The sequence below is a fragment of the Mycobacterium sp. genome (genome assembly GCF_965229105.1).
In the GTDB taxonomy this organism is placed as follows: domain Bacteria; phylum Actinomycetota; class Actinomycetes; order Mycobacteriales; family Mycobacteriaceae; genus Mycobacterium.
In genome coordinates this window covers 1659969-1677220 of sequence record NZ_OZ245858.1, presented here as the reverse complement: position 1 = coordinate 1677220, position 17252 = coordinate 1659969, and the positions used below count along the sequence as shown (strand labels likewise).

General features: G+C 65.6%; 18 protein-coding genes. 6 read left to right on the top strand and 12 right to left on the bottom strand.

All coding sequences use genetic code 11. The annotated features are described in order from the left end of the window. Nucleotide 1 precedes the first annotated feature (1 nt). The gene (locus tag ADBZ9O_RS08115; RefSeq protein WP_526530084.1) at nt 2-253 is read left to right on the top strand and encodes an SHOCT domain-containing protein; all 252 of its coding nucleotides are present in this window, start codon (nt 2-4) and stop codon (nt 251-253) included. Here the strand turns inward: ADBZ9O_RS08115 and ADBZ9O_RS08110 are convergent. After that, entirely contained in the window at nt 242-625 is a 384-nt protein-coding gene (locus ADBZ9O_RS08110; protein WP_526530082.1) for a phage holin family protein, read from the bottom strand. The two genes, ADBZ9O_RS08115 and ADBZ9O_RS08110, sit on opposite strands and share 12 nt — an antisense overlap. Before the next feature lie 121 nt (nt 626-746). Here ADBZ9O_RS08110 and ADBZ9O_RS08105 point away from each other — a divergent pair, with 121 nt between their 5' ends. Then, entirely contained in the window at nt 747-1400 is a 654-nt protein-coding gene (locus tag ADBZ9O_RS08105) for a response regulator transcription factor (RefSeq protein WP_526530080.1), read from the top strand. Next, the gene (locus ADBZ9O_RS08100) at nt 1393-2895 is read left to right on the top strand and encodes a GAF domain-containing sensor histidine kinase (RefSeq protein WP_526530078.1); all 1503 of its coding nucleotides are present in this window, start codon (nt 1393-1395) and stop codon (nt 2893-2895) included. The genes ADBZ9O_RS08105 and ADBZ9O_RS08100 overlap by 8 nt, the downstream gene beginning before the upstream one ends. Before the next feature lie 6 nt (nt 2896-2901). Here the strand turns inward: ADBZ9O_RS08100 and ADBZ9O_RS08095 are convergent, their stop codons facing one another. The 7 genes from ADBZ9O_RS08095 to ADBZ9O_RS08065 are packed head-to-tail and all read right to left on the bottom strand — an operon-like array spanning nt 2902 to nt 10655. Then, nucleotides 2902-4116 (bottom strand): SAM-dependent methyltransferase, encoded by a 1215-nt coding sequence (locus ADBZ9O_RS08095; RefSeq protein WP_526530076.1) that lies wholly within the window; start codon nt 4114-4116, stop codon nt 2902-2904. Nucleotides 4117-4119: 3 nt separating this feature from the next. Further along, a complete protein-coding gene (locus tag ADBZ9O_RS08090; protein WP_526530074.1) occupies nt 4120-4569 on the bottom strand; it encodes a type II toxin-antitoxin system Rv0910 family toxin in 450 nt (149 codons plus the stop codon). A 3-nt stretch (nt 4570-4572) separates the two neighbouring features. Then, nucleotides 4573-4785 (bottom strand): Rv0909 family putative TA system antitoxin, encoded by a 213-nt coding sequence (locus ADBZ9O_RS08085; protein WP_526530072.1) that lies wholly within the window; start codon nt 4783-4785, stop codon nt 4573-4575. A gap of 21 nt (nt 4786-4806) precedes the next feature. Then, a complete protein-coding gene (locus tag ADBZ9O_RS08080) occupies nt 4807-7191 on the bottom strand; it encodes a cation-translocating P-type ATPase (protein ID WP_526530070.1) in 2385 nt (794 codons plus the stop codon). Then, nucleotides 7188-8783, bottom strand: a complete 1596-nt coding sequence (locus ADBZ9O_RS08075; RefSeq protein WP_526530068.1) for a serine hydrolase domain-containing protein — start codon at nt 8781-8783, stop codon at nt 7188-7190. Before ADBZ9O_RS08075 ends, ADBZ9O_RS08080 begins: the two co-directional genes overlap by 4 nt. 22 nt (nt 8784-8805) lie before the next feature. Continuing rightward, a complete protein-coding gene (locus ADBZ9O_RS08070) occupies nt 8806-9921 on the bottom strand; it encodes an MBL fold metallo-hydrolase (protein WP_526530066.1) in 1116 nt (371 codons plus the stop codon). Then, nucleotides 9921-10655 (bottom strand): enoyl-CoA hydratase, encoded by a 735-nt coding sequence (locus tag ADBZ9O_RS08065; RefSeq protein WP_526530064.1) that lies wholly within the window; start codon nt 10653-10655, stop codon nt 9921-9923. Before ADBZ9O_RS08065 ends, ADBZ9O_RS08070 begins: the two co-directional genes overlap by 1 nt. Before the next feature lie 37 nt (nt 10656-10692). Between ADBZ9O_RS08065 and ADBZ9O_RS08060 the strand changes: the two genes are divergently transcribed. Further along, nucleotides 10693-12180: a carboxyl transferase domain-containing protein gene (locus ADBZ9O_RS08060; protein WP_526530062.1), complete on the top strand. Its 1488-nt coding sequence runs from the start codon at nt 10693-10695 to the stop codon at nt 12178-12180. Here the strand turns inward: ADBZ9O_RS08060 and ADBZ9O_RS08055 are convergent. After that, on the bottom strand, nt 12150-12704 hold the full coding sequence (locus tag ADBZ9O_RS08055) for a TetR/AcrR family transcriptional regulator (RefSeq protein ID WP_526530060.1): 555 nt from the start codon (nt 12702-12704) through the stop codon (nt 12150-12152). The genes ADBZ9O_RS08060 and ADBZ9O_RS08055 overlap by 31 nt on opposite strands. Nucleotides 12705-12817: 113 nt before the next feature. On the opposite strand from ADBZ9O_RS08055, the gene ADBZ9O_RS08050 reads away from it, so the two are divergent. After that, nucleotides 12818-13954, top strand: a complete 1137-nt coding sequence (locus ADBZ9O_RS08050; protein ID WP_526530058.1) for an FAD-dependent oxidoreductase — start codon at nt 12818-12820, stop codon at nt 13952-13954. Here ADBZ9O_RS08050 and ADBZ9O_RS08045 read toward each other — a convergent pair. Then, entirely contained in the window at nt 13945-14316 is a 372-nt protein-coding gene (locus ADBZ9O_RS08045; RefSeq protein ID WP_526530056.1) for a nitroreductase family deazaflavin-dependent oxidoreductase, read from the bottom strand. The genes ADBZ9O_RS08050 and ADBZ9O_RS08045 overlap by 10 nt on opposite strands. A 171-nt stretch (nt 14317-14487) precedes the next feature. On the opposite strand from ADBZ9O_RS08045, the gene ADBZ9O_RS08040 reads away from it, so the two are divergent. Further along, complete coding sequence (locus tag ADBZ9O_RS08040; RefSeq protein WP_526530054.1) at nt 14488-15921, top strand: HNH endonuclease signature motif containing protein; 1434 nt, start codon at nt 14488-14490, stop codon at nt 15919-15921. Nucleotides 15922-15937: 16 nt separating this feature from the next. Here the strand turns inward: ADBZ9O_RS08040 and ADBZ9O_RS08035 are convergent, their stop codons facing one another. Beyond that, on the bottom strand, nt 15938-16873 hold the full coding sequence (locus tag ADBZ9O_RS08035; protein WP_526530052.1) for a DUF4344 domain-containing metallopeptidase: 936 nt from the start codon (nt 16871-16873) through the stop codon (nt 15938-15940). Then, nucleotides 16839-17249 (bottom strand): hypothetical protein, encoded by a 411-nt coding sequence (locus ADBZ9O_RS08030; RefSeq protein WP_526530050.1) that lies wholly within the window; start codon nt 17247-17249, stop codon nt 16839-16841. The genes ADBZ9O_RS08035 and ADBZ9O_RS08030 overlap by 35 nt, the downstream gene beginning before the upstream one ends. Between the last annotated feature and the right edge of the window lie 3 nt (nt 17250-17252).

The following is a 17252-nucleotide window of genomic DNA, read 5'->3' as shown; positions in this document are numbered from 1 at the left end:
GATGAGCCTGTTGCGAACCGTCCGACGCGCTGCCGTCGCCTCCGCCGTGCACGGCAAAGTGCAACGCCGCCAGCAGGACCGCTGGGCAGCCCAGGACCACGCTGCCCAGGACCACGTTGCCCCGTCGGCCTCCCCGGCCCCGTCGGGCACCGACGATCTGATCAACCAACTGGAGCGCCTTGGTCAGCTGCGCGCCAGCGGTGTCCTGACCGAGGACGAATTCGCTGCGCAGAAGGCCCGACTACTGGGCTGAGCCCGCTTTGCGCTTGATGATCAGGACCGGCAACAACAAGGTTGCCAACGCGGTCACCAGCCACACGACAATCGTCGCGAACACCCAGGATCCGATGCCACGGATCGTCAGCCCGTGCGTCAACACCGACGCCAGGATCAGCGCCGCCAGTGTCGACACCAGACCGATCCCACCCAGGAATGCCGTGGCATACCGGCTGGCCATCTTCAGGAAGAACGGCGACAGGATCGCCTGGGCGACCGAGAAGATCACCACCGCCGTGATGAAACCCCACGCTGACACCGAGACACCGGGGACCAGCCACGCGGCCACCAAGAGACCGATCGCGGCGGAACCCAAAAAGATCGCTGCACGCAGAAGAAGCCGGATCACGGGCTGAGCCTATCGCTTTCGGCGCACCAGTCCGCGCTCATCGGCAACGTCAAACAAACTCGGTATACCAGGGACCAAAGCCCCTACCTTGGCACCAGAGGTCCGGCACTACTGTTGGGGTGTGATCACCGTATTCCTCGTCGACGACCACGAGGTGGTGCGTCGCGGCCTCGTCGAGCTGCTCAGCGGTGACCCCGAGTTGACGGTGGTCGGTGAGGCCGGTTCAGTCAGTGAGGCGATGGCCCGGATCCCCGCCGCGCGCCCGGACGTGGCGCTGCTCGACGTCCGGTTACCCGACGGCAGCGGTATCGACCTGTGCCGCGATCTGTTGGCCACTCACGACGAGCTGCGCTGCCTGATCCTGACGTCCTTCACCGACGAACAGTCGATGCTCGATGCGATCCTGGCCGGGGCCAGCGGCTACGTGGTCAAGGATATCCGCGGGATGGAACTGGCCGAAGCCATCAAGGCCGTCGGCGCGGGAAAGTCGTTGTTGGACAACCGCGCCGCCGCGGCATTGATGGCCAAACTTCGCAGCGCAAAGGGCGATGAGGCAGCTGAAGACGCCCGGGTGCGGGACCTGTCACCAACCGAACGCACGCTGCTGGAGCTGCTCGGCGAGGGCTTGACCAACCGCGAGATCGGCCAGCGAATGTTCCTGGCGGAGAAGACCGTCAAGAACTACGTGTCACGGCTGCTCGCGAAACTGGGTATGCACCGTCGCACCCAAGCAGCGTTGCTCGCGGCGGAACTGCGCCAGCAGCAAGATGATTGACTCGCGGCACGACGACCTCAGCATCAGAGACGGCCTGATCGATGCGATGTTCGCCATCACCTCCGGGCTGGACCTTGAACGGACATTGCAGACCATCGTGCGCACCGCCATGGATCTGGTCGCGGCCCGCTACGGTGCGCTCGGGGTTCTCGACGCGGAATCCGGGCACGCGTTGGAGCGCTTCGTGTACCGCGGTATCGACGATGAGGCCAGCGCCAGGATCGGACCGCTGCCTGCGGGTCGCGGCGTGCTCGGGTTGCTCATCGAAAGTCCCGAACCTGTTCGGATCGAGAACCTTTCGAATCATCCGTCGTCGGTGGGTTTTCCGCCGAACCATCCGCCGATGCGCACCTTCCTCGGCGTGCCGATCCGCATCCGTGATCAGGTGTTCGGCAACCTGTACCTGACCGAGAAGGCCGACGGCGCGCTGTTCAGCCCCGACGATGAACGACTGGTGCAGGCGCTCGCCGGCGCCGCTGGTATAGCGATCGACAATGCCCGGCTCTATCAGACGGCCAGGACCCGGCAGCTGTGGATCGAGGCCACCCAGGACATCAGCACCAACCTGCTGGCGGGTGAGGATCCGGCCGTCGTACACACCCAGATCGTTTCCCGCGCAGCTGAACTCACCGGCAGCGCCGTCAGCGCACTACTTCTCCCCGACCGCTCCGGCGAGTTGGTGGTGACAGCGACGACCCGGCCCGAACTGGCCGGTCAGACGCTACCTTCGTTACGCGCCGCCAACCCCGCCGCCCTGGAGTTGCCGTTGCGTGAACCCGATGCACTCTCCGGGGTGCTGGTGTGCATCCCCGCCGACGGAATGTCTTTCACCGAAGAACAATTGGTCATGATGACGGCATTCGCCGATCAGGCCGGGCTGGCGCTGCACCTGGCCCGCACACAGGCCAGCGCGGTCCTGCTCGCCGATCGAGATCGCATCGCCCGCGATCTGCACGACCATGTCATCCAGCGACTGTTCGCCATCGGATTGTCACTGCAGGGCGCTCGCGGTGGCCAGGCCGCCGATACACCGCGACGGATCTCGACCGCCCTCGATGATCTGCAGGACGTGGTGCAGGAAATCCGCACCGCCATCTTCGATCTGCACGGTGGCAGCGTCACCCGGCTGGGTCGACGCCTCGAACAGGCGGTCACCCGGATGACGGCCGATTCCACCGTGCGGGCCGCGTTGCACGTCACCGGACCACTGTCGGTGGTCGACGCGGCCCTTGCCGACCACGCCGAGGCGGTGGTGCGAGAAGCAGTCAGCAATGCGGTCCGCCATGCCGGTGCCGCCACCCTCAACATCGGTGTCGCCGTTGACGATGACATCACCATCACCGTCACCGATGACGGCGTCGGGTTTCCCGCGGAGACGACGCGCAGCGGTCTGGCGAATCTGGCCAGTCGCGCGGAGCAGTGCGGCGGCCATCTGGCAGTCGGTACGGCGCCGCGCGGCGGGACCCGGCTGGTGTGGTCGGTACCGCTGCCCTGAGCGGTCCTACGGCTTGGCAGCCAATAGTTGGTCGACGCCCATCCGGCCGTCCTCAAAGGCCAGCCCGCCGCCGACCAGGTACAGCCGCCAGACCCGCGCCACCTCGTCCCCCTGTAGCGCGACGAAGCGATGGTAGTTGGCCTCGAACGTTTCGATCCAGTGCTCGACGGTGCGCACATAGTGGTGGCGCATCGCCTCGACTGCGAGCACCTCGAATCCCTCGTTCTGCAGATAGCGCAGCGTCTGCCAGAGCGGACGCATATGCATATCGGGGGCGATGTACCGCTCGATGAAGGCGCCGCCACCGGGCGCGGCGTCGAGACGTCGCGACATCTGCTGCAACAGCAATCGTCCGCCTGGACGCAGTGCACCGAACATGATGGCCGCATAGGTCGGGTAGTGCGCCTCGCCGACGTGCTCCCCCATCTCGATGGAGCTGACAGCGTCGAATGTGCCTGTCTCTTCCGGACATTCACCGAATTCGCGGTAGTCCTGCAGTCGCACCTCGATGTTGGCGGCGAGGCCGCGTTCGGCCACCCGTGCCGCGATGAATGCGCGTTGCTGCGCTGACAGCGTGATGCCGGTGGCGTGCACCCCGTAGTGCTCGGCGGCATACAGGATCAGCGAACCCCAGCCGCAACCGACATCCAGCAATCGCATCCCGGGTTTGAGGTCCAGCTTGCGGCAGATCAGGTCGAGCTTGGCAGTCTGCGCGTCATACAGCGACTGATTTGGTTCGGTGTAGTACGCCGACGAATACGCCATATGGTCATCGAGCAACAACCGGTAGAAGTCGTTCGACAGGTCGTAGTGATGGGCGATCACGGCCCGGTCGCGACGACGGGTGTGTAGCCGGCCCGACAGCCTGGCCTCCGATGCGGGAGGTTTCGGCGGCGGACCGACGGCACCCAGCTTCAGGGCCGCCAGCACCGCCTGCGTCTTGTGTGTTTTCTTCGGCGCGGCGGCGGCGATACGCCACGCATTGCGAAAGCCCTCGGCCATGTCACCCTCGACATCGATATCGCCGGTGACATACGCCCTGGCGAGACCGAGTTCACCTGGCGCCCAGAGCAATCGGCGCAATGCGCGGCGGTTACGGACGATCAGTACCGGCGCATCCCGCGGGCCCGTTTCGCTGCCGTCCCACGACCGCAACCGCACCGGCAGTTCGATACCCGCACCCACACGAACCAGCGCGGCGAGCCGGGTGGCGGTGCTCACGGCCTACCCGACCGGTGCGAAAACCACGACGAACTTGTCCAGCGACGCCTGGATATCCCCCTTGAGCGCACCGGCCACCAGCATGCCGATGGGACCGAAAAGGGCTGGACCACCCAGGTGCACGTCGAGGGAGACCGTCGAGGCGTCATTTTCTGGACCAGTGGTCCGAACCTTGGCGATCAGCTTGATCTTGACGCCACCGCGACCGTCACCGTTGAGCGTCATCGACTCCGGCGGTTTGTAACTCACGATCGCCCACTTGATGCGGTTGGCCATCCCCTTGGTCTCGACGATCGACTCGATCACCGTGCCCTTTTCCAGGGTTTCGGGCAGCGGGCTTCGCCACACCCGGTGGATGGTCAACCACTCCTTGAATCGTGAAAGGTCAGAGGCACAGTCCCAGGCCTGCTCCGGCGGCAGCGGGACATCGACGGAAACGGAGATTTTTGCCATCGGTCAGATCGTGGGGTCGGCCTTGCCAGGGTTTTCGGGGTTTCCCTTGGCGGTCTTCTCGGCGGCCTTCTTCGCCGCGTCCTGCACCTTGTCCACCGTGCTCGCGTACTTGCCCTGCGTCTTCTTGTCGACGATATCGCCGGCCTTGTCGATTACTTGCTCGACCTTGTCAGCGTTCTGCGAAAGCAGGTCTTTGGCTTTATCGAGGAATCCCATGACCGCCATTGTAGGTTCCGGCTATCTCCACAGCCGTCGCTGCTCACCGAGGACGCGGCCCTGGATCCACCACGACGCCTCGATAATGACCGCGGCGACGACGCCGATGCCGACCGCTGTCGACGTCACAGCAACGTTGGTGGGGTCGAGCATGAACTTCTCGCGGGCCAGCGGAATGGCAAAAATCACCACATAGGCCAAACCGGAGAACGACACCAGCGCGATCCGCCACCACTGATATGGCCGCGCGACGGTGGCCAGCACCCAGACCGCGCCGATGAGCAGGGTGATCAGCGCCGCTGTCGAGGCCTGGGTCTGTTGTTCGGCGGTGGCATTGCGGCCTTCGTAGGCGAGCAGATAGGACACGAACGTCGACAGCCCCACGACGACGCCCGACGGTAATGCGGCCGCCATCACCCGTCGGACGAATCCTGTGTGCGCCCGCTCGTTATTGGGCGCCAGCGACAGAACGAACGCGGGGATGCCGATGGTGAACCACGCCGCAATGGTCACGTGGATCGGCTGGAACGGGTACAGCAGCGGGTCGGATCCGAAGAATTTCGAGGCCAGTCCGGCGAGTCCGACCAGAAGCGCCAGCAGGACCGAGTACACCGTCTTGGTCAGGAACAGATTGGAGACCCGCTCGATATTGCCGATCACCCGCCTGCCTTCGCCGACGACATAGGGCAGGGTTGCGAACTTGTTGTCCAGCAACACAATCTGGGCGACAGCGCGCGATGCCGGGCTACCCGCACCCATCGCCACCCCGATATCGGCATCCTTGAGTGCCAGCACGTCGTTGACCCCGTCACCGGTCATCGCGACGGTATGACCACGGGATTGCAACGCGTGCACCATGGCGCGCTTCTGGTCGGGGCGCACCCGACCGAACGTGGTGCACTCGGCCAGCGTGTCGGCCAGGGCTTCGTTCTCGGTCGGCAGCGACCTGGCGTCCATGGCCTCGCCGTGCAAGCCAAGCGAAGCGGCCACCGCGCCCACCGACACCGCATTGTCACCGGAGATGACCTTGACCGAAACCTTCTGCTCGGCAAAGTATTCCAAGGTCTCCCTGGCATCAGGGCGGACCTTCTGCTCGAGGACCACCAACGCCAGCGGCGTGACCTGACCCGGCGCGTCCGGCGCGTCGACGGAACGGTCACTGGCCCCCAACATCAGGACCCGCAGACCTTGGGAGCCGATCTGCTCGGCCTCTTCGGCGGCACGGCTGTGCGGATCGAGCAGGACGTCGGGCGCACCGATGACCCAGTTGCCGTGTTCGCCGTAGGAGGTGCCGCTCCACTTGGTCGCGGATTTGAACGGTGCTACCGCGGTGGCGGTCCAACCTGGTCCGCAGCCATAGGCCTCACCGATGGCGGCCATGCTGGCATTGGGCCGTGGATCGTCGGCGGCCAGGGCGGCCAGGGCTTGGCACACCTGAGCACCATGATCGTCGTCGAGTTCTTTGAGATCGCTGACCCGCATACCGTTTTCGGTCAATGTGCCCGTCTTGTCGGCGCAGACCACGTCGACGCGGGCCAACCCCTCGATCGCGGGCAGTTCCTGCACGAGGCACTGCCGCCGACCGAGCCGGACTACACCGACGGCGAACGCCAGCGATGTCATCAGCACCAGTCCTTCTGGCACCATCGGCACCAGTGCGCCGACCATCCGCAACACCGATTCCCGCCAGCCCACGTCGGTGGTGAACAGCTGCGTGTAGATGATCAACAGACCGGACGGGATCAGCAGGTAGGTGATGAACTGCAGGATCTTGTCGATCCCCGACCGCAGCTCGGATTTCACCAGGGTGAACTTGCTGGCCTCTTCGGCAAGTTTGGCGGCATAGGCCTCGCGGCCGACCTTGGTGGCCCGGTAAGCACCGCTGCCCGCGACCACGAAACTGCCCGACATCACGCTGTCACCGACGCCTTTGCCGATCGGGTCGGCTTCCCCGGTCAGCAGGGACTCGTCGACTTCGAGGTTGGCTTCGGCGATGATGTCACCGTCGACGACGATCTGGTCCCCTGGCCCGAGTTCGATGATGTCGTCGAGGACAACTTCGTTGGGCGACAACAATTCTGTGCGCGTAGCCCGCCGCACCGTCGGCCTGGCCTGCCCGACGATCGCCAGCTTGTCCAGAGTTTGTTTGGCTCTGATCTCCTGGATGATGCCGATCGCGCTGTTGGCGATGATGAGCAGACCGAAGAGCCCGTTGATCAGTGATCCGGTGGAGAGCACGATGACGAACAGCACCCCGAGGATGGCGTTGATCCGGGTGAAGACGTTGGCCCGGACGATATCGGAGACGCTGCGCGCCGCCCTGGTGGGGACGTTGTTGGTCTTACCGTCGGCGACCCGCTGGGCCACCTCGGCATCGGAAAGCCCGGCGGCCACTGCGCTCGTCATCGCTGGAATGTCCCCATCTGGTCGGTGTCGTAGTACTCCAGGTTGAGCTTGTCACCATCGAAGGTCGCCTTGGAGATGCTGCCGGGCGGGGAGTTCTCCGCGACGAAACTGAACGTGAAAGTGTTTCCATCCCAATGTTTCAGCGGCCAGACCTGACCTTTGGGTCCGAGCGAGAGCCCGAGCGTGCCATCCTTCTCGGTGACCTTCGCCGGCCCCCAGAAACCGTTGCGGTAGGCGCCCACATACGTCGCCAGCGGCGCGGGCGGTGTGGGGTTGTCCGGAGGGGTCTTGCCGACCAGTGACCCCTCGGGCTTATCCATCTCGGCGAACGCGTCGCCGTAGAGCTTGCGCCAATCCTCCCTGACCTCGCCGAATTGCACGAGATCGGCGAACTCGGCGGTGAGGGTCTCCGGGATACCCGACGGTGTCGCGTTGGTCAGCGCGACGATCGCCACATCGGCCGACGGGATGATGACGAAATTGGTGCCTGCCCCGAGTTCGAACGCACCCGAATGGCTCAGCTGCATCCGCGCCGCGGACGTCGTGCCGACGTTGAAGCCGTAGCCGTAGAAACCGCTGCGCATCGCCGGTTCGGCGGCCGGGCTCGACACGATCTGGGGAGACATCGCGGGTAACAAGGCTTTCGGGTCCGCAATGACGGTGCCGTTGTAGGTCCCGTTGGCCAAGACCATCGCCAACCAGTGCGTCATATCGTTGACCGATGAGCTGACTCCACCTGCGGGCGCCTCGGGATCGGCATCGCGCTGATACAGCGGCCGGTAGGCACCGTCGACGTGGATATGGCCGAGCGCCCTGTCCGGACGGGCCACATAGTCGGCGTACCGGGAACTGGTCGACGCCATCCCCAGCGGCCGGTACAGCACCTCGTCGCTGAGATCCTCCCAGCTCTTACCGGCACCGGCAGCCACTGCCTCCGCCGCAGCGGTCAGACCGAAGTTGGTGTAGGCGTAGGAGATTCGAAACGGATCCAGCGGCAACGCCCGGAGGCGCTCGAGGACGTATCTACGGTCATAGCCCAGGTCCTCGAGTTGGTCGCCGGCGTGGTCGGGCAGCCCGGACCGGTGCGAGTACAGATCACCGACGGTGACCATCTGCGTCACCGCCGGGTCCGAGAGCGCGAACCACGGCAGCTTGGACACCACCGGGGTATCCCAGCCGATCGCCTTCTGCCCCACCTGGTGCGCCACCACCGTCGCACCGAGCGGTTTGGACAACGAGGCCAGTTGGAAGACGGTATCAGGATCGATCTTGTTGTCGCCGGTGTCGCCCTTGGTCACGTCCCTGACGCCGAAACCCTTGGCATACACCGTCTTTCCACCGTGTACCACCGCCACGGCCATCCCGGGGATACCGGATGACTTCATCAGCTCGTCGGCGATCCGGTCGAGCTGGCCGACAGCTTTGTCCACGGCGTTATCCGGCAGCGGCAGCGCGGGAACCAGGGGCGGCGGGACATCGGCGCCGACGGTCGGCGGTGGGGTTTTTTCAGCGGCTGTGTCGGCAGGGGCGGCGCAACCTGCGATCGCGGCCAACACCACACCGATACAGAGCGTTTTTGCCAGCGCACTCATCACAGCGTGAACCGTAACGGTTTTAGAGCCGCCACCACGTGTCTATGTCGGTCAAGATTTCCGGGTCGACCCGTTCGCCGGGCCGGGGTACCGCCGCGGTGACGTTCGCTTCACCCGCGGCTTTTACCATCCGCTCGATCGGTTCGGCCCACGGATGGGGCGCCAGCCGGAACGTCGCCCAGTGGATGGGCACGAACACGCCCTTGCCCGGGTCGGTCACATCCTGGTGCGCACGCACGGCCTCTTCGGGATTCATATGAATATCCGGCCAACCTGGGTGATAGGCCCCGACGGGCATCAGCGTGAGATCGAACGGCCCGTATTCCGCGCCGATCTCGGGGAAGCTGGAGGTGTAGCCGGTATCGCCGCCGAAGAACACCCGATGGCGCGGCCCGATAAGTGCCCACGACGACCACAGCGTGGTGTTCCTGGCCAGGAACCGGCCGGAAAAATGCCGAGCCGGTGTACAGACCAGCCGCAGATCTCCGAGCTGGCCGGCCTGGTCCCAGTCGAGTTCGACGATCCGGTTCTCGGGCACCTGCCATTCCCGCAGGTGCGCGCCCACCCCGAGGGGGACGAAGAAGACGGCACGCTGGGTGCGGGCGAGCTGTTTGATGGTGTCGATATCGAGGTGGTCGTAGTGGTCGTGACTGATGATGACGGCGTCGATCGCGGGCAGGGCCTCCAGCGGGGCGGGCACCGGGTGCAGCCGCGCCGGACCGACCGTCTGCGATGGTGAGCATCGTTCGCTCCACACCGGGTCGGCCAGCACGCGATAACCGTCCACCTCGATGACCGCCGAGGAATGCCCGTACCAGGTCACAGCCAGATCGGTGGCCTCAAGGCCGACCGTCGGGGTGACCAGCGGGATCTCCCCGCCGGGCCTGGCGGTATTACTGCCGAGCAGCACGTCGCGGAGCAGCATCGCCTGTTCCTGGCGGCTGAGGCTGACACCTGAGGGATTTTCCAGGTTGACGAAGACACCTTCGCCGAAGTGTGGGGAGGTACCTGCCACAGCCGCGATGGCGCCAGGACCTGCACCGAGCGCCGCCGGGGCGCCGTGCAGCGCCCGGAGCAACCAGCCGCCGGTGGCCAGCGTCGCGGTGCCACCGACGAACCGGACCGCCCCGCGAAGCATCAGGCGCCCTGGAAGTTCGGCGGCCGCTTCTCGATCCGGGCCACCTGCGCCTCGATGATGTCCTGGCTCGACCATGCCCGGTCGAACAGTTCTTGGTGCGACGGCCACGGATCCTCGTAGGCGCCATCGTCGTTGAGCACCCGCTTCGCGTGCTGCAGCGCCAGCGGAGCGAACCCCGCGATTTCCTTGGCCCACGCCTGTGCGTCGGAGACCGTGCCGATGCGGTTGGCCATTCCGGTCTGCAGGGCGGTCTCGGAGGTGAGTCGTTCGGCGGCCATCAGCATGCCGCGGGCACGACCCGCGCCCACCAGCGATGTGAGCCGACGAATGCTCCAGTTATCCAGCGCAATACCGTATTTCGCGACGGGGAATTGGAAGTACGCCTCGGGCGCGACGACCCGCAGATCGCAGATCATCGACAGGATGACACCGGCTCCGATGGCGGGCCCGTTGATGGCGCCGATCACGGGGATCGGGGCCTGGTCGATCGTGATGTTCAGCGCTCTGGCCTTGTCGGGGAGCTCATCGGCAACGCCCTGTCCGCCGGAGAGGTCGGCGCCCGAACTGAACACATGCCCCTGGCCGGTGAGGACGATCGCTCGCACGTCTTCGCCCACAGCCTTCTCGATGGCCTCGCGCAGGCCGTCGACCAGTTCGCTGTTGAGCGCATTGCGGCGCTCGGGGCGCTGCATCTCCAAGGTCAACACGTCGCCGTCGCGGCTCGCACCAATCATGGCTTCACCCTATCGACTCGCCGGATAACCTGACTCCGTGAGCCGGATCAGCGCAGCTGAGCTGCGGGACACAGTGCTAGACCCCGGCTCGTTCCTGAGCTGGGACGCGCCGCCGCTGGCGGTGGCCATGGGTACCGAGTACGCCGACGAACTGGCTGCCGCCCAGGCCGCCACCGGGCTCGATGAGGCCGTGCTCACCGGCGAGGGCACCGTCTTCGGCCGCCGGGTTGCCGTGGTCGCCTGCGAGTTCGATTTTCTGGCCGGGTCTATCGGCGTTGCGGCGGCCGAGCGGATCACCTTGGCCGTCGAACGGGCAACCGCCCAGCGCCTGCCGCTGCTGGCGTCGCCCGCGTCCGGTGGCACCCGGATGCAGGAGGGCACGGTCGCCTTCCTGCAGATGGTCAAGATCGCGGCCGCGGTCACGTTGCACAAACAGGCGCACCTGCCGTATCTGGTCTACCTGCGCCATCCGACGACCGGCGGGGTGTTCGCGTCGTGGGGGTCACTCGGGCACATCACCGTCGCCGAGCCGGGTGCCCTGATCGGCTTCCTCGGTCCTCGGGTCTACGAACAGCTCTATGGCGCACCGTTTCCCGCGGGTGTGCAGACCGCGGAAAACCTGCAGCGGCACGGGGTGATCGACGGGGTGGTACCGCTGGACGGGTTGCGCTGGACCCTGGACCGGGCACTGACGGTGGTCTGGGATTCGCCGTCCACGCCCGTCGCCACGCCCCCGGCAGTGGTCTCCGACGGATTCCCGGACGTACCTGCCTGGACCTCGGTCGAGACGTCCCGGCGGCCCGATCGGCCCGGTGTCGGATATCTGCTGCGACACGGCGCTACCGAGCGGGTGCTGCTCTCGGGGACCGGTCAGGGTGAAGCCGCGACAACACTGTTGGCGCTGGCCCGCTTCGGCGGCCAACCGGTGGTGGTGCTCGGCCAGCAGCGAGTTGTCGGCGGCACCGTCGGCCCCGCGGCGCTGCGCGAGGCCCGTCGCGGAATGGCACTGGCCGCCGGCCTGCAGCTGCCGCTGGTGTTGGTGATCGACACCGCTGGGCCCGCGCTATCGCAAGAAGCGGAAGAGGGCGGCCTGGCCGGTGAGATCGCGAACTGTCTGGCCGAGCTGGTCACGCTGGACACACCGACGGTGTCAGTGCTGATCGGCCAAGGCAGCGGCGGGCCCGCGCTGGCGATGGTGCCTGCCGACCGGGTGCTGGCCGCGCTGCACGGTTGGCTGGCGCCACTGCCACCGGAGGGCGCCAGCGCGATCGTCTTTCGCGATACCGCTCATGCGCCGGAACTGGCTGCGGCACAGGGAGTTCGGTCAGCGGACTTGTTGCGCGACGGAATCGTCGACGTGATCGTCGGCGAATACGACGACGCCGCCGACGAACCTCTGGAGTTCACCACCCGGCTCGCCACGGCGATCGCGGCCGAGGTGGCTGCGTTGCGGTTGCAGCCAGCCGAGGAACGATTGGCCGCCCGGTTGGCGCGCTATCGCCGGATCGGACTCTCGGTCAGGTAGCGCTGAATCGTCGGCCCGAGCCAGGAGATCACCTCGTCGCGGGTCAGATCGACGACCGGCGGTAGCCGCAACACCAACCGGCACAACGCCATTCCGAGCATCTGGGAGGCGATCAGGCCGGCCCGCCTGGGTGCGTCATCGGGGGCGATTGCCGCGACCGCCGGTCCTAGCTGAGCCCCGAAGATCTCGCGCATCCGTTGCGCTGCATCGGCATTGGTGGTGGCCGAACGCAACAACACGATCAGGGCATCGTCCTCTTCCCACCGGTCGAGGAAGTGGCCGACCAACACCTGACCCACTTCGTCGGCAGGCACCCCTGACATATCGGGAAACCGGAGATCGAATTCGGCGGCAGCGGCGAACAACCGGTCCTTGTTTCCGAAGTAACGCATCACCATCGACGGGTCGATATCGGCGGCCGTCGCGATGCTGCGGATCGTGGCGCCGGCATACCCTGCCGCGGCGAACTGTTCCCTGGCGGCGGCCAGGATCACCGCGGTGGTCTGCTCGGAGGTTCTTCGCACACCAAGACCCTATGCCAACAAGCGTAGGCCAACAAGTGTTGACTTTGTGCCGCGAGTGTTTCATCCTGGACTATGCCAACAAGTGTTGGCATAGCTGAAAGGCAGGAAAGATCATGTTCGATACCGATGTCCTGGTGGTAGGAGCCGGCCCGACCGGGCTCACACTGGCCGCGTCGTTGGCCGCTCGCCAGTTCGACGCGATGGTGATCGATGCGCAGCCCGAAGGGGCCAACACCTCGCGTGCCGCCGCGATCAATGCCCGCACGCTGGAGGTTCTCGACGATCTCGACGTTTCGCGCCGGCTGGTCAAGGCGGGCCTGCAATTGCCGGTCTTCAGCGTGCGAGATCATCAGCGTTCGCTGATCGATATCGACTTCCATACGCTGCCGACGACGTATCCGTACACACTTGCCCTACCCCAGTCGCAGACCGAGAGTTTGCTGCTGGAGCGCCTGACTGAACTGGGCGGGACGGTATCGCAGCCACGGACATTGACCTCGATCAGCCAGGACGAGGCCGGCGTGGTGGCCACTCTCGACGACGGCTCCGCGGTGCGGGCGCGGTTCGCGGTCGGTGCCGACGGGATGCGCAGTACTGTCCGCCACCAGGCGGGTATCGGCTTCAGCGGCAGCGAGTACGCGGAGTCGTTCATGCTGGCCGACGTCCGACTGGCGGGCGAAGCACCAGAGGATCGAGTGGTCCTGTTCTGGGCCCGCGCCGGCCTGACCGTGGTTGCGCCCATGCCCGACAACATCTTTCGCATCGTCGCGCCGATGACCGATGCCCCGGAGACGCCGACCATCGAACTGGTTCAACAATTGCTCGACGATCGTGGCTTCGGCGCCGGCCGGACGATAGTCACCGACCTGATCTGGGGATCGCGGTTCCGGATCCACCATCGGGTCGCCGACACCTACCGGGCTGGTCGGCTGTTGCTCGCCGGCGATGCCGCGCACGTGCACAGTCCAGCCGGCGGCCAAGGCATGAACCTTGGTATCCAGGACGCGGTCGTCCTGGCAGATGCGTTGGCGGGGTCGCTTACCGGGACCGATACCGAGCTGGATGCCTACGGGCCCGCCCGGCGCGCGATCGCCCAGCAGGTACTGGCGCTGACCGGACGCTTGACCAGGCTGGCAACAATTCCCGCGGCGATGCGCCCGGCCCGCAACGTGGCGATCGGCACGGCGGCGCACTCACCGGCCGTCCGCCGGGGGTTGGCGATGCGGTTATCGGGTCTGATTTACCGGTAGTCCGGCTGGGTGGTCACCTTCAGATACTGCTCAATGCCTATGCGCTCATAGTTTCGTCGTCGCTTGGACGGAAGCATCGGCAGCGCCGTCGCCGCGTCGATCAATTCGGGTTCGGTCACCTCGTAGGTTTCCCCCTTGGCCGATACCGTCGCCCGGCCCGCCGCGAGGACGTTCTTCAGCCAGTCCACCTGCGTGCCATAGGCCACCGGAATGATGAACCCGTCCGGCGTCGGGTCTGCCCCCACCGGCGTCGAGTACTCCTTGCCTGACTTTCTGCCGGTATGCCGGATGGCCGCCGAATATGAGATCTTTCGCCCGGCGAGCGCGCCCATGACCGGGTTCAGTAAGTACTTGTTGGACATACGAATAGCCCGCAGCATCGGAGCGGCCAGGTTCCCGGTGCAAGCGCCATACCGACGACAGTACGTGTCGGACGAGGCGACCAGTCGGTGAGTTATCCAGAGTTGCGACTTCATCCACAGGTAGGGGTTGTGGCGCCATATTTTGTCGCCGCTGTCTGGATAATAGAACACATGTTCGAAGTCGGTTCGTTGCCTGCGGTGTCGGCGGTGCTAGCCGTTGATGACACTGGGCTGATCGACGCCATTGGTGCCGCAGCCCGGTTAGAGGCCGCGACGATGGCACGACGGCTCGCTGCGATAGCCCAGTTGTATCACCGCCGGGCACGTCAGTACACCGACCGCGACCGGCTGGTCATCGATGTGCAGTCCTGTGTGGCCGCCGAAATCGCCGCCGCGCAACACATCAGCCGGGCCCGCGCCGGCTACCTGGTCGAGGAGGCCGTGTTCCTGACCGATCACCTGCCCACCCTGGCCGCGGTGTTCGCCGACGGCCGGGTCGATTACCGGATGATCGCCGCGGTGGTATCACGCACCACCCTGGTCAAAGGCGATGACGATATCGCTCGCGTCGATGCCATGCTCGCCGCCCGCCTACCGGGCTGGAGTCGGCTGTCACGCAAGAAACTCGCCGAGAAAATCGACTGGTGCGTCACCGAGGTCGATCTGCTGGCCAAAAAAGACACCCGCACCCGCGATGAGGACCGCTACATCACCATCGGCCCCGACCCCGGCGGCACCGCTCAAATCTGCGGCACCCTGCGCGCCCCCGACGCCATCGCATTGGACACCCGCCTCTCGCAACTGGCCGACACCGTCTGCCCCCACGACCCGCGAACCAAAGACCAACGCCGCGCCGATGCCACCGGCGCCCTCGCCGCCGGCGCCCAACGCCTAACGTGTCTGTGCGGGCGCAACGACTGCCCCGTTGGCAGCGGTGCACCCCCAACACCCAGCAATGTGCTGGTACAGGTCATCGCCGAGCACGCCACCCTCACCGGTGACTCCGACACTGCTGGGTATGTCCCCGGATACGGGCCCATCCCCGCCGAGGCAGTCCGCAATATTGCCGCCGGGGCCAAGAAACGCACAATCCACCACCCCGGTGATGCCCCGGCCGAACCCTACTACCGGCCCTCGACCGCCCTGGCCCAGTTCATCCGGCTGCGTGATCTGACCTGCCGATTCCCCTACTGCGACGTGCCCGCGAGGTTCTGCGATATCGACCACACCGTGCCCTGGCCCCACGGGCCCACCCACGCCTCGAACCTCAAATGCCTCTGCCGCGGTGACCATCTGATCAAAACGTTCTACAACGGCCCCGACGGCTGGCAAGACCGCCAACACCCCGACGGCACAGTGGAATGGACCTCCCCGACCGGACACATCTGGACCACCACCCCCGGCGGCGCCCTGTTCTTCCCACAACTCGCCGCACCCACCGGGACACTCGTACTGCCTTCAGAGGTGCCACGACCACCAAACGGCACCCTGAAGATGCCCGTACGCGACCGCACCCGCGCCGAAGACAAACGCCAACACATCAACAACCAACGCGCCCGAAACCACAAACGCCTCTACACCAACGTCGAACCCCCACCCTTCTAAAGGCAAGGGGCGCAGGCTATTTGAGGTAGGGATCGAGCAACGAGTCCCAGGCGTGGCTCATCTTGTCGTATTCCTCTTCGCAACCGTCGGCCCTGTCCTCGGGGAGCTGATCACCGCCAACCAGATCGGCGTTGGCATCGGGATCGGAACCGTAGACCCAGCATTCGAGGTTGTACATGCGCGTCTTGTTCGGGGAATGGGTGTCGGCGAGTGCGTCGTCATCGACCTCACCGCGCTCGGCATAGCCTTGGAATTCGCGGGCGAAGTCTTTCACCGCCTGCACGTTGTCCGGGTCGGCCTTCCCGTCTGGACCGGGTGTCAACAGGATGTAGGCGGCCAGCTGATCGGCGACATCCTCCTCGCGACCAGTCGCGGGCAGGTCATAAATGCTGATCACCATGTGGCCGGTCTCGTGATAAAACGTGGCGACTTCGGCATTGATCGCCGAGGCCCGGGGGTCAGAATCACCGGCCTTGGTGTAGATGTCCAACCCGTCGGCGGCGTCCTCGTAGCAGATGGTCATCGTGTTGTCGTTGGGGTCCCACCAGGCATTGGCGGTATCGCACTGTTTACCGATCAGCGGAATATCGAACGGCAATTTCAGCGACTCGTTGATGCTGTCGGCCAGGTCCTCAAGTAAGTGCGCCGGCTGGATGAGGTCGCGGCCGGTGACAGCTTCCGGCGTGGTGGCGTCCTCGTAGGTGGGCACCATCTTGCCCGGCCAATCGTCATCCTCGGCGTCGGGCGTGCCGTTGTCATTCACGTCGGTGTTGGTCGGCGCCGCCTGCGCTGTCGATGCGCTCACCGATGCTTCGGGTAAATCCTGCGGCTGCGTTTTTTCTCCGCGACTGCATCCGCTGACCAGCAATATCAACGCCACGAGGGCGACACTCGTGCGCGCGCAGACTCTCACAGGTTCAGACAATAACGCTGCGGGCGCGATCGCGGGCATGGTGATACAGCACCGCGGTCGCAACCGCGACCTCCACCGTCGAGATCGCAATGGCCGCCATCATCAGCGACGACGGCTCGGGCACCACAACACCGGACGTCAGTGGGGCGCCATGTTGGTGCGCAGGCATCGAGCAATGCACCACGATCATGCCCAGATTCATCACGGCGACCAGTCCCCAGGCCCGCACTGAACTTCCGATCCACAGGTCGCGCGCGCAGTAGAGACACGTCGCCATCATCGCCAGGACGACCACAGCGGTCACCGGGTTACCCGCGTGCCCGACCATCACCCCGTGCAGCAGCGCCGAGCAGGCCGCCAGCCCCGCACACGCCCGCCGCCCGAAGACGGCGGACGTGTGGGAGACGGACAGCATTGG

Coding starts and splice junctions, on each gene's coding strand:
- ADBZ9O_RS08045 (WP_526530056.1), bottom strand. CDS start 14,316: ATGTCCAACAAGTACTTACTGAACCCGGTCATGGGCGCGCTCGCCGGG.
- ADBZ9O_RS08040 (WP_526530054.1), top strand. CDS start 14,488: ATGTTCGAAGTCGGTTCGTTGCCTGCGGTGTCGGCGGTGCTAGCCGTT.
- ADBZ9O_RS08075 (WP_526530068.1), bottom strand. CDS start 8,783: ATGAGTGCGCTGGCAAAAACGCTCTGTATCGGTGTGGTGTTGGCCGCG.
- ADBZ9O_RS08090 (WP_526530074.1), bottom strand. CDS start 4,569: ATGGCAAAAATCTCCGTTTCCGTCGATGTCCCGCTGCCGCCGGAGCAG.
- ADBZ9O_RS08050 (WP_526530058.1), top strand. CDS start 12,818: ATGTTCGATACCGATGTCCTGGTGGTAGGAGCCGGCCCGACCGGGCTC.
- ADBZ9O_RS08115 (WP_526530084.1), top strand. CDS start 2: ATGAGCCTGTTGCGAACCGTCCGACGCGCTGCCGTCGCCTCCGCCGTG.
- ADBZ9O_RS08035 (WP_526530052.1), bottom strand. CDS start 16,873: ATGCCCGCGATCGCGCCCGCAGCGTTATTGTCTGAACCTGTGAGAGTC.
- ADBZ9O_RS08065 (WP_526530064.1), bottom strand. CDS start 10,655: ATGATTGGTGCGAGCCGCGACGGCGACGTGTTGACCTTGGAGATGCAG.
- ADBZ9O_RS08100 (WP_526530078.1), top strand. CDS start 1,393: ATGATTGACTCGCGGCACGACGACCTCAGCATCAGAGACGGCCTGATC.
- ADBZ9O_RS08085 (WP_526530072.1), bottom strand. CDS start 4,785: ATGGGATTCCTCGATAAAGCCAAAGACCTGCTTTCGCAGAACGCTGAC.
- ADBZ9O_RS08030 (WP_526530050.1), bottom strand. CDS start 17,249: ATGCTGTCCGTCTCCCACACGTCCGCCGTCTTCGGGCGGCGGGCGTGT.
- ADBZ9O_RS08080 (WP_526530070.1), bottom strand. CDS start 7,191: ATGACGAGCGCAGTGGCCGCCGGGCTTTCCGATGCCGAGGTGGCCCAG.
- ADBZ9O_RS08070 (WP_526530066.1), bottom strand. CDS start 9,921: ATGCTTCGCGGGGCGGTCCGGTTCGTCGGTGGCACCGCGACGCTGGCC.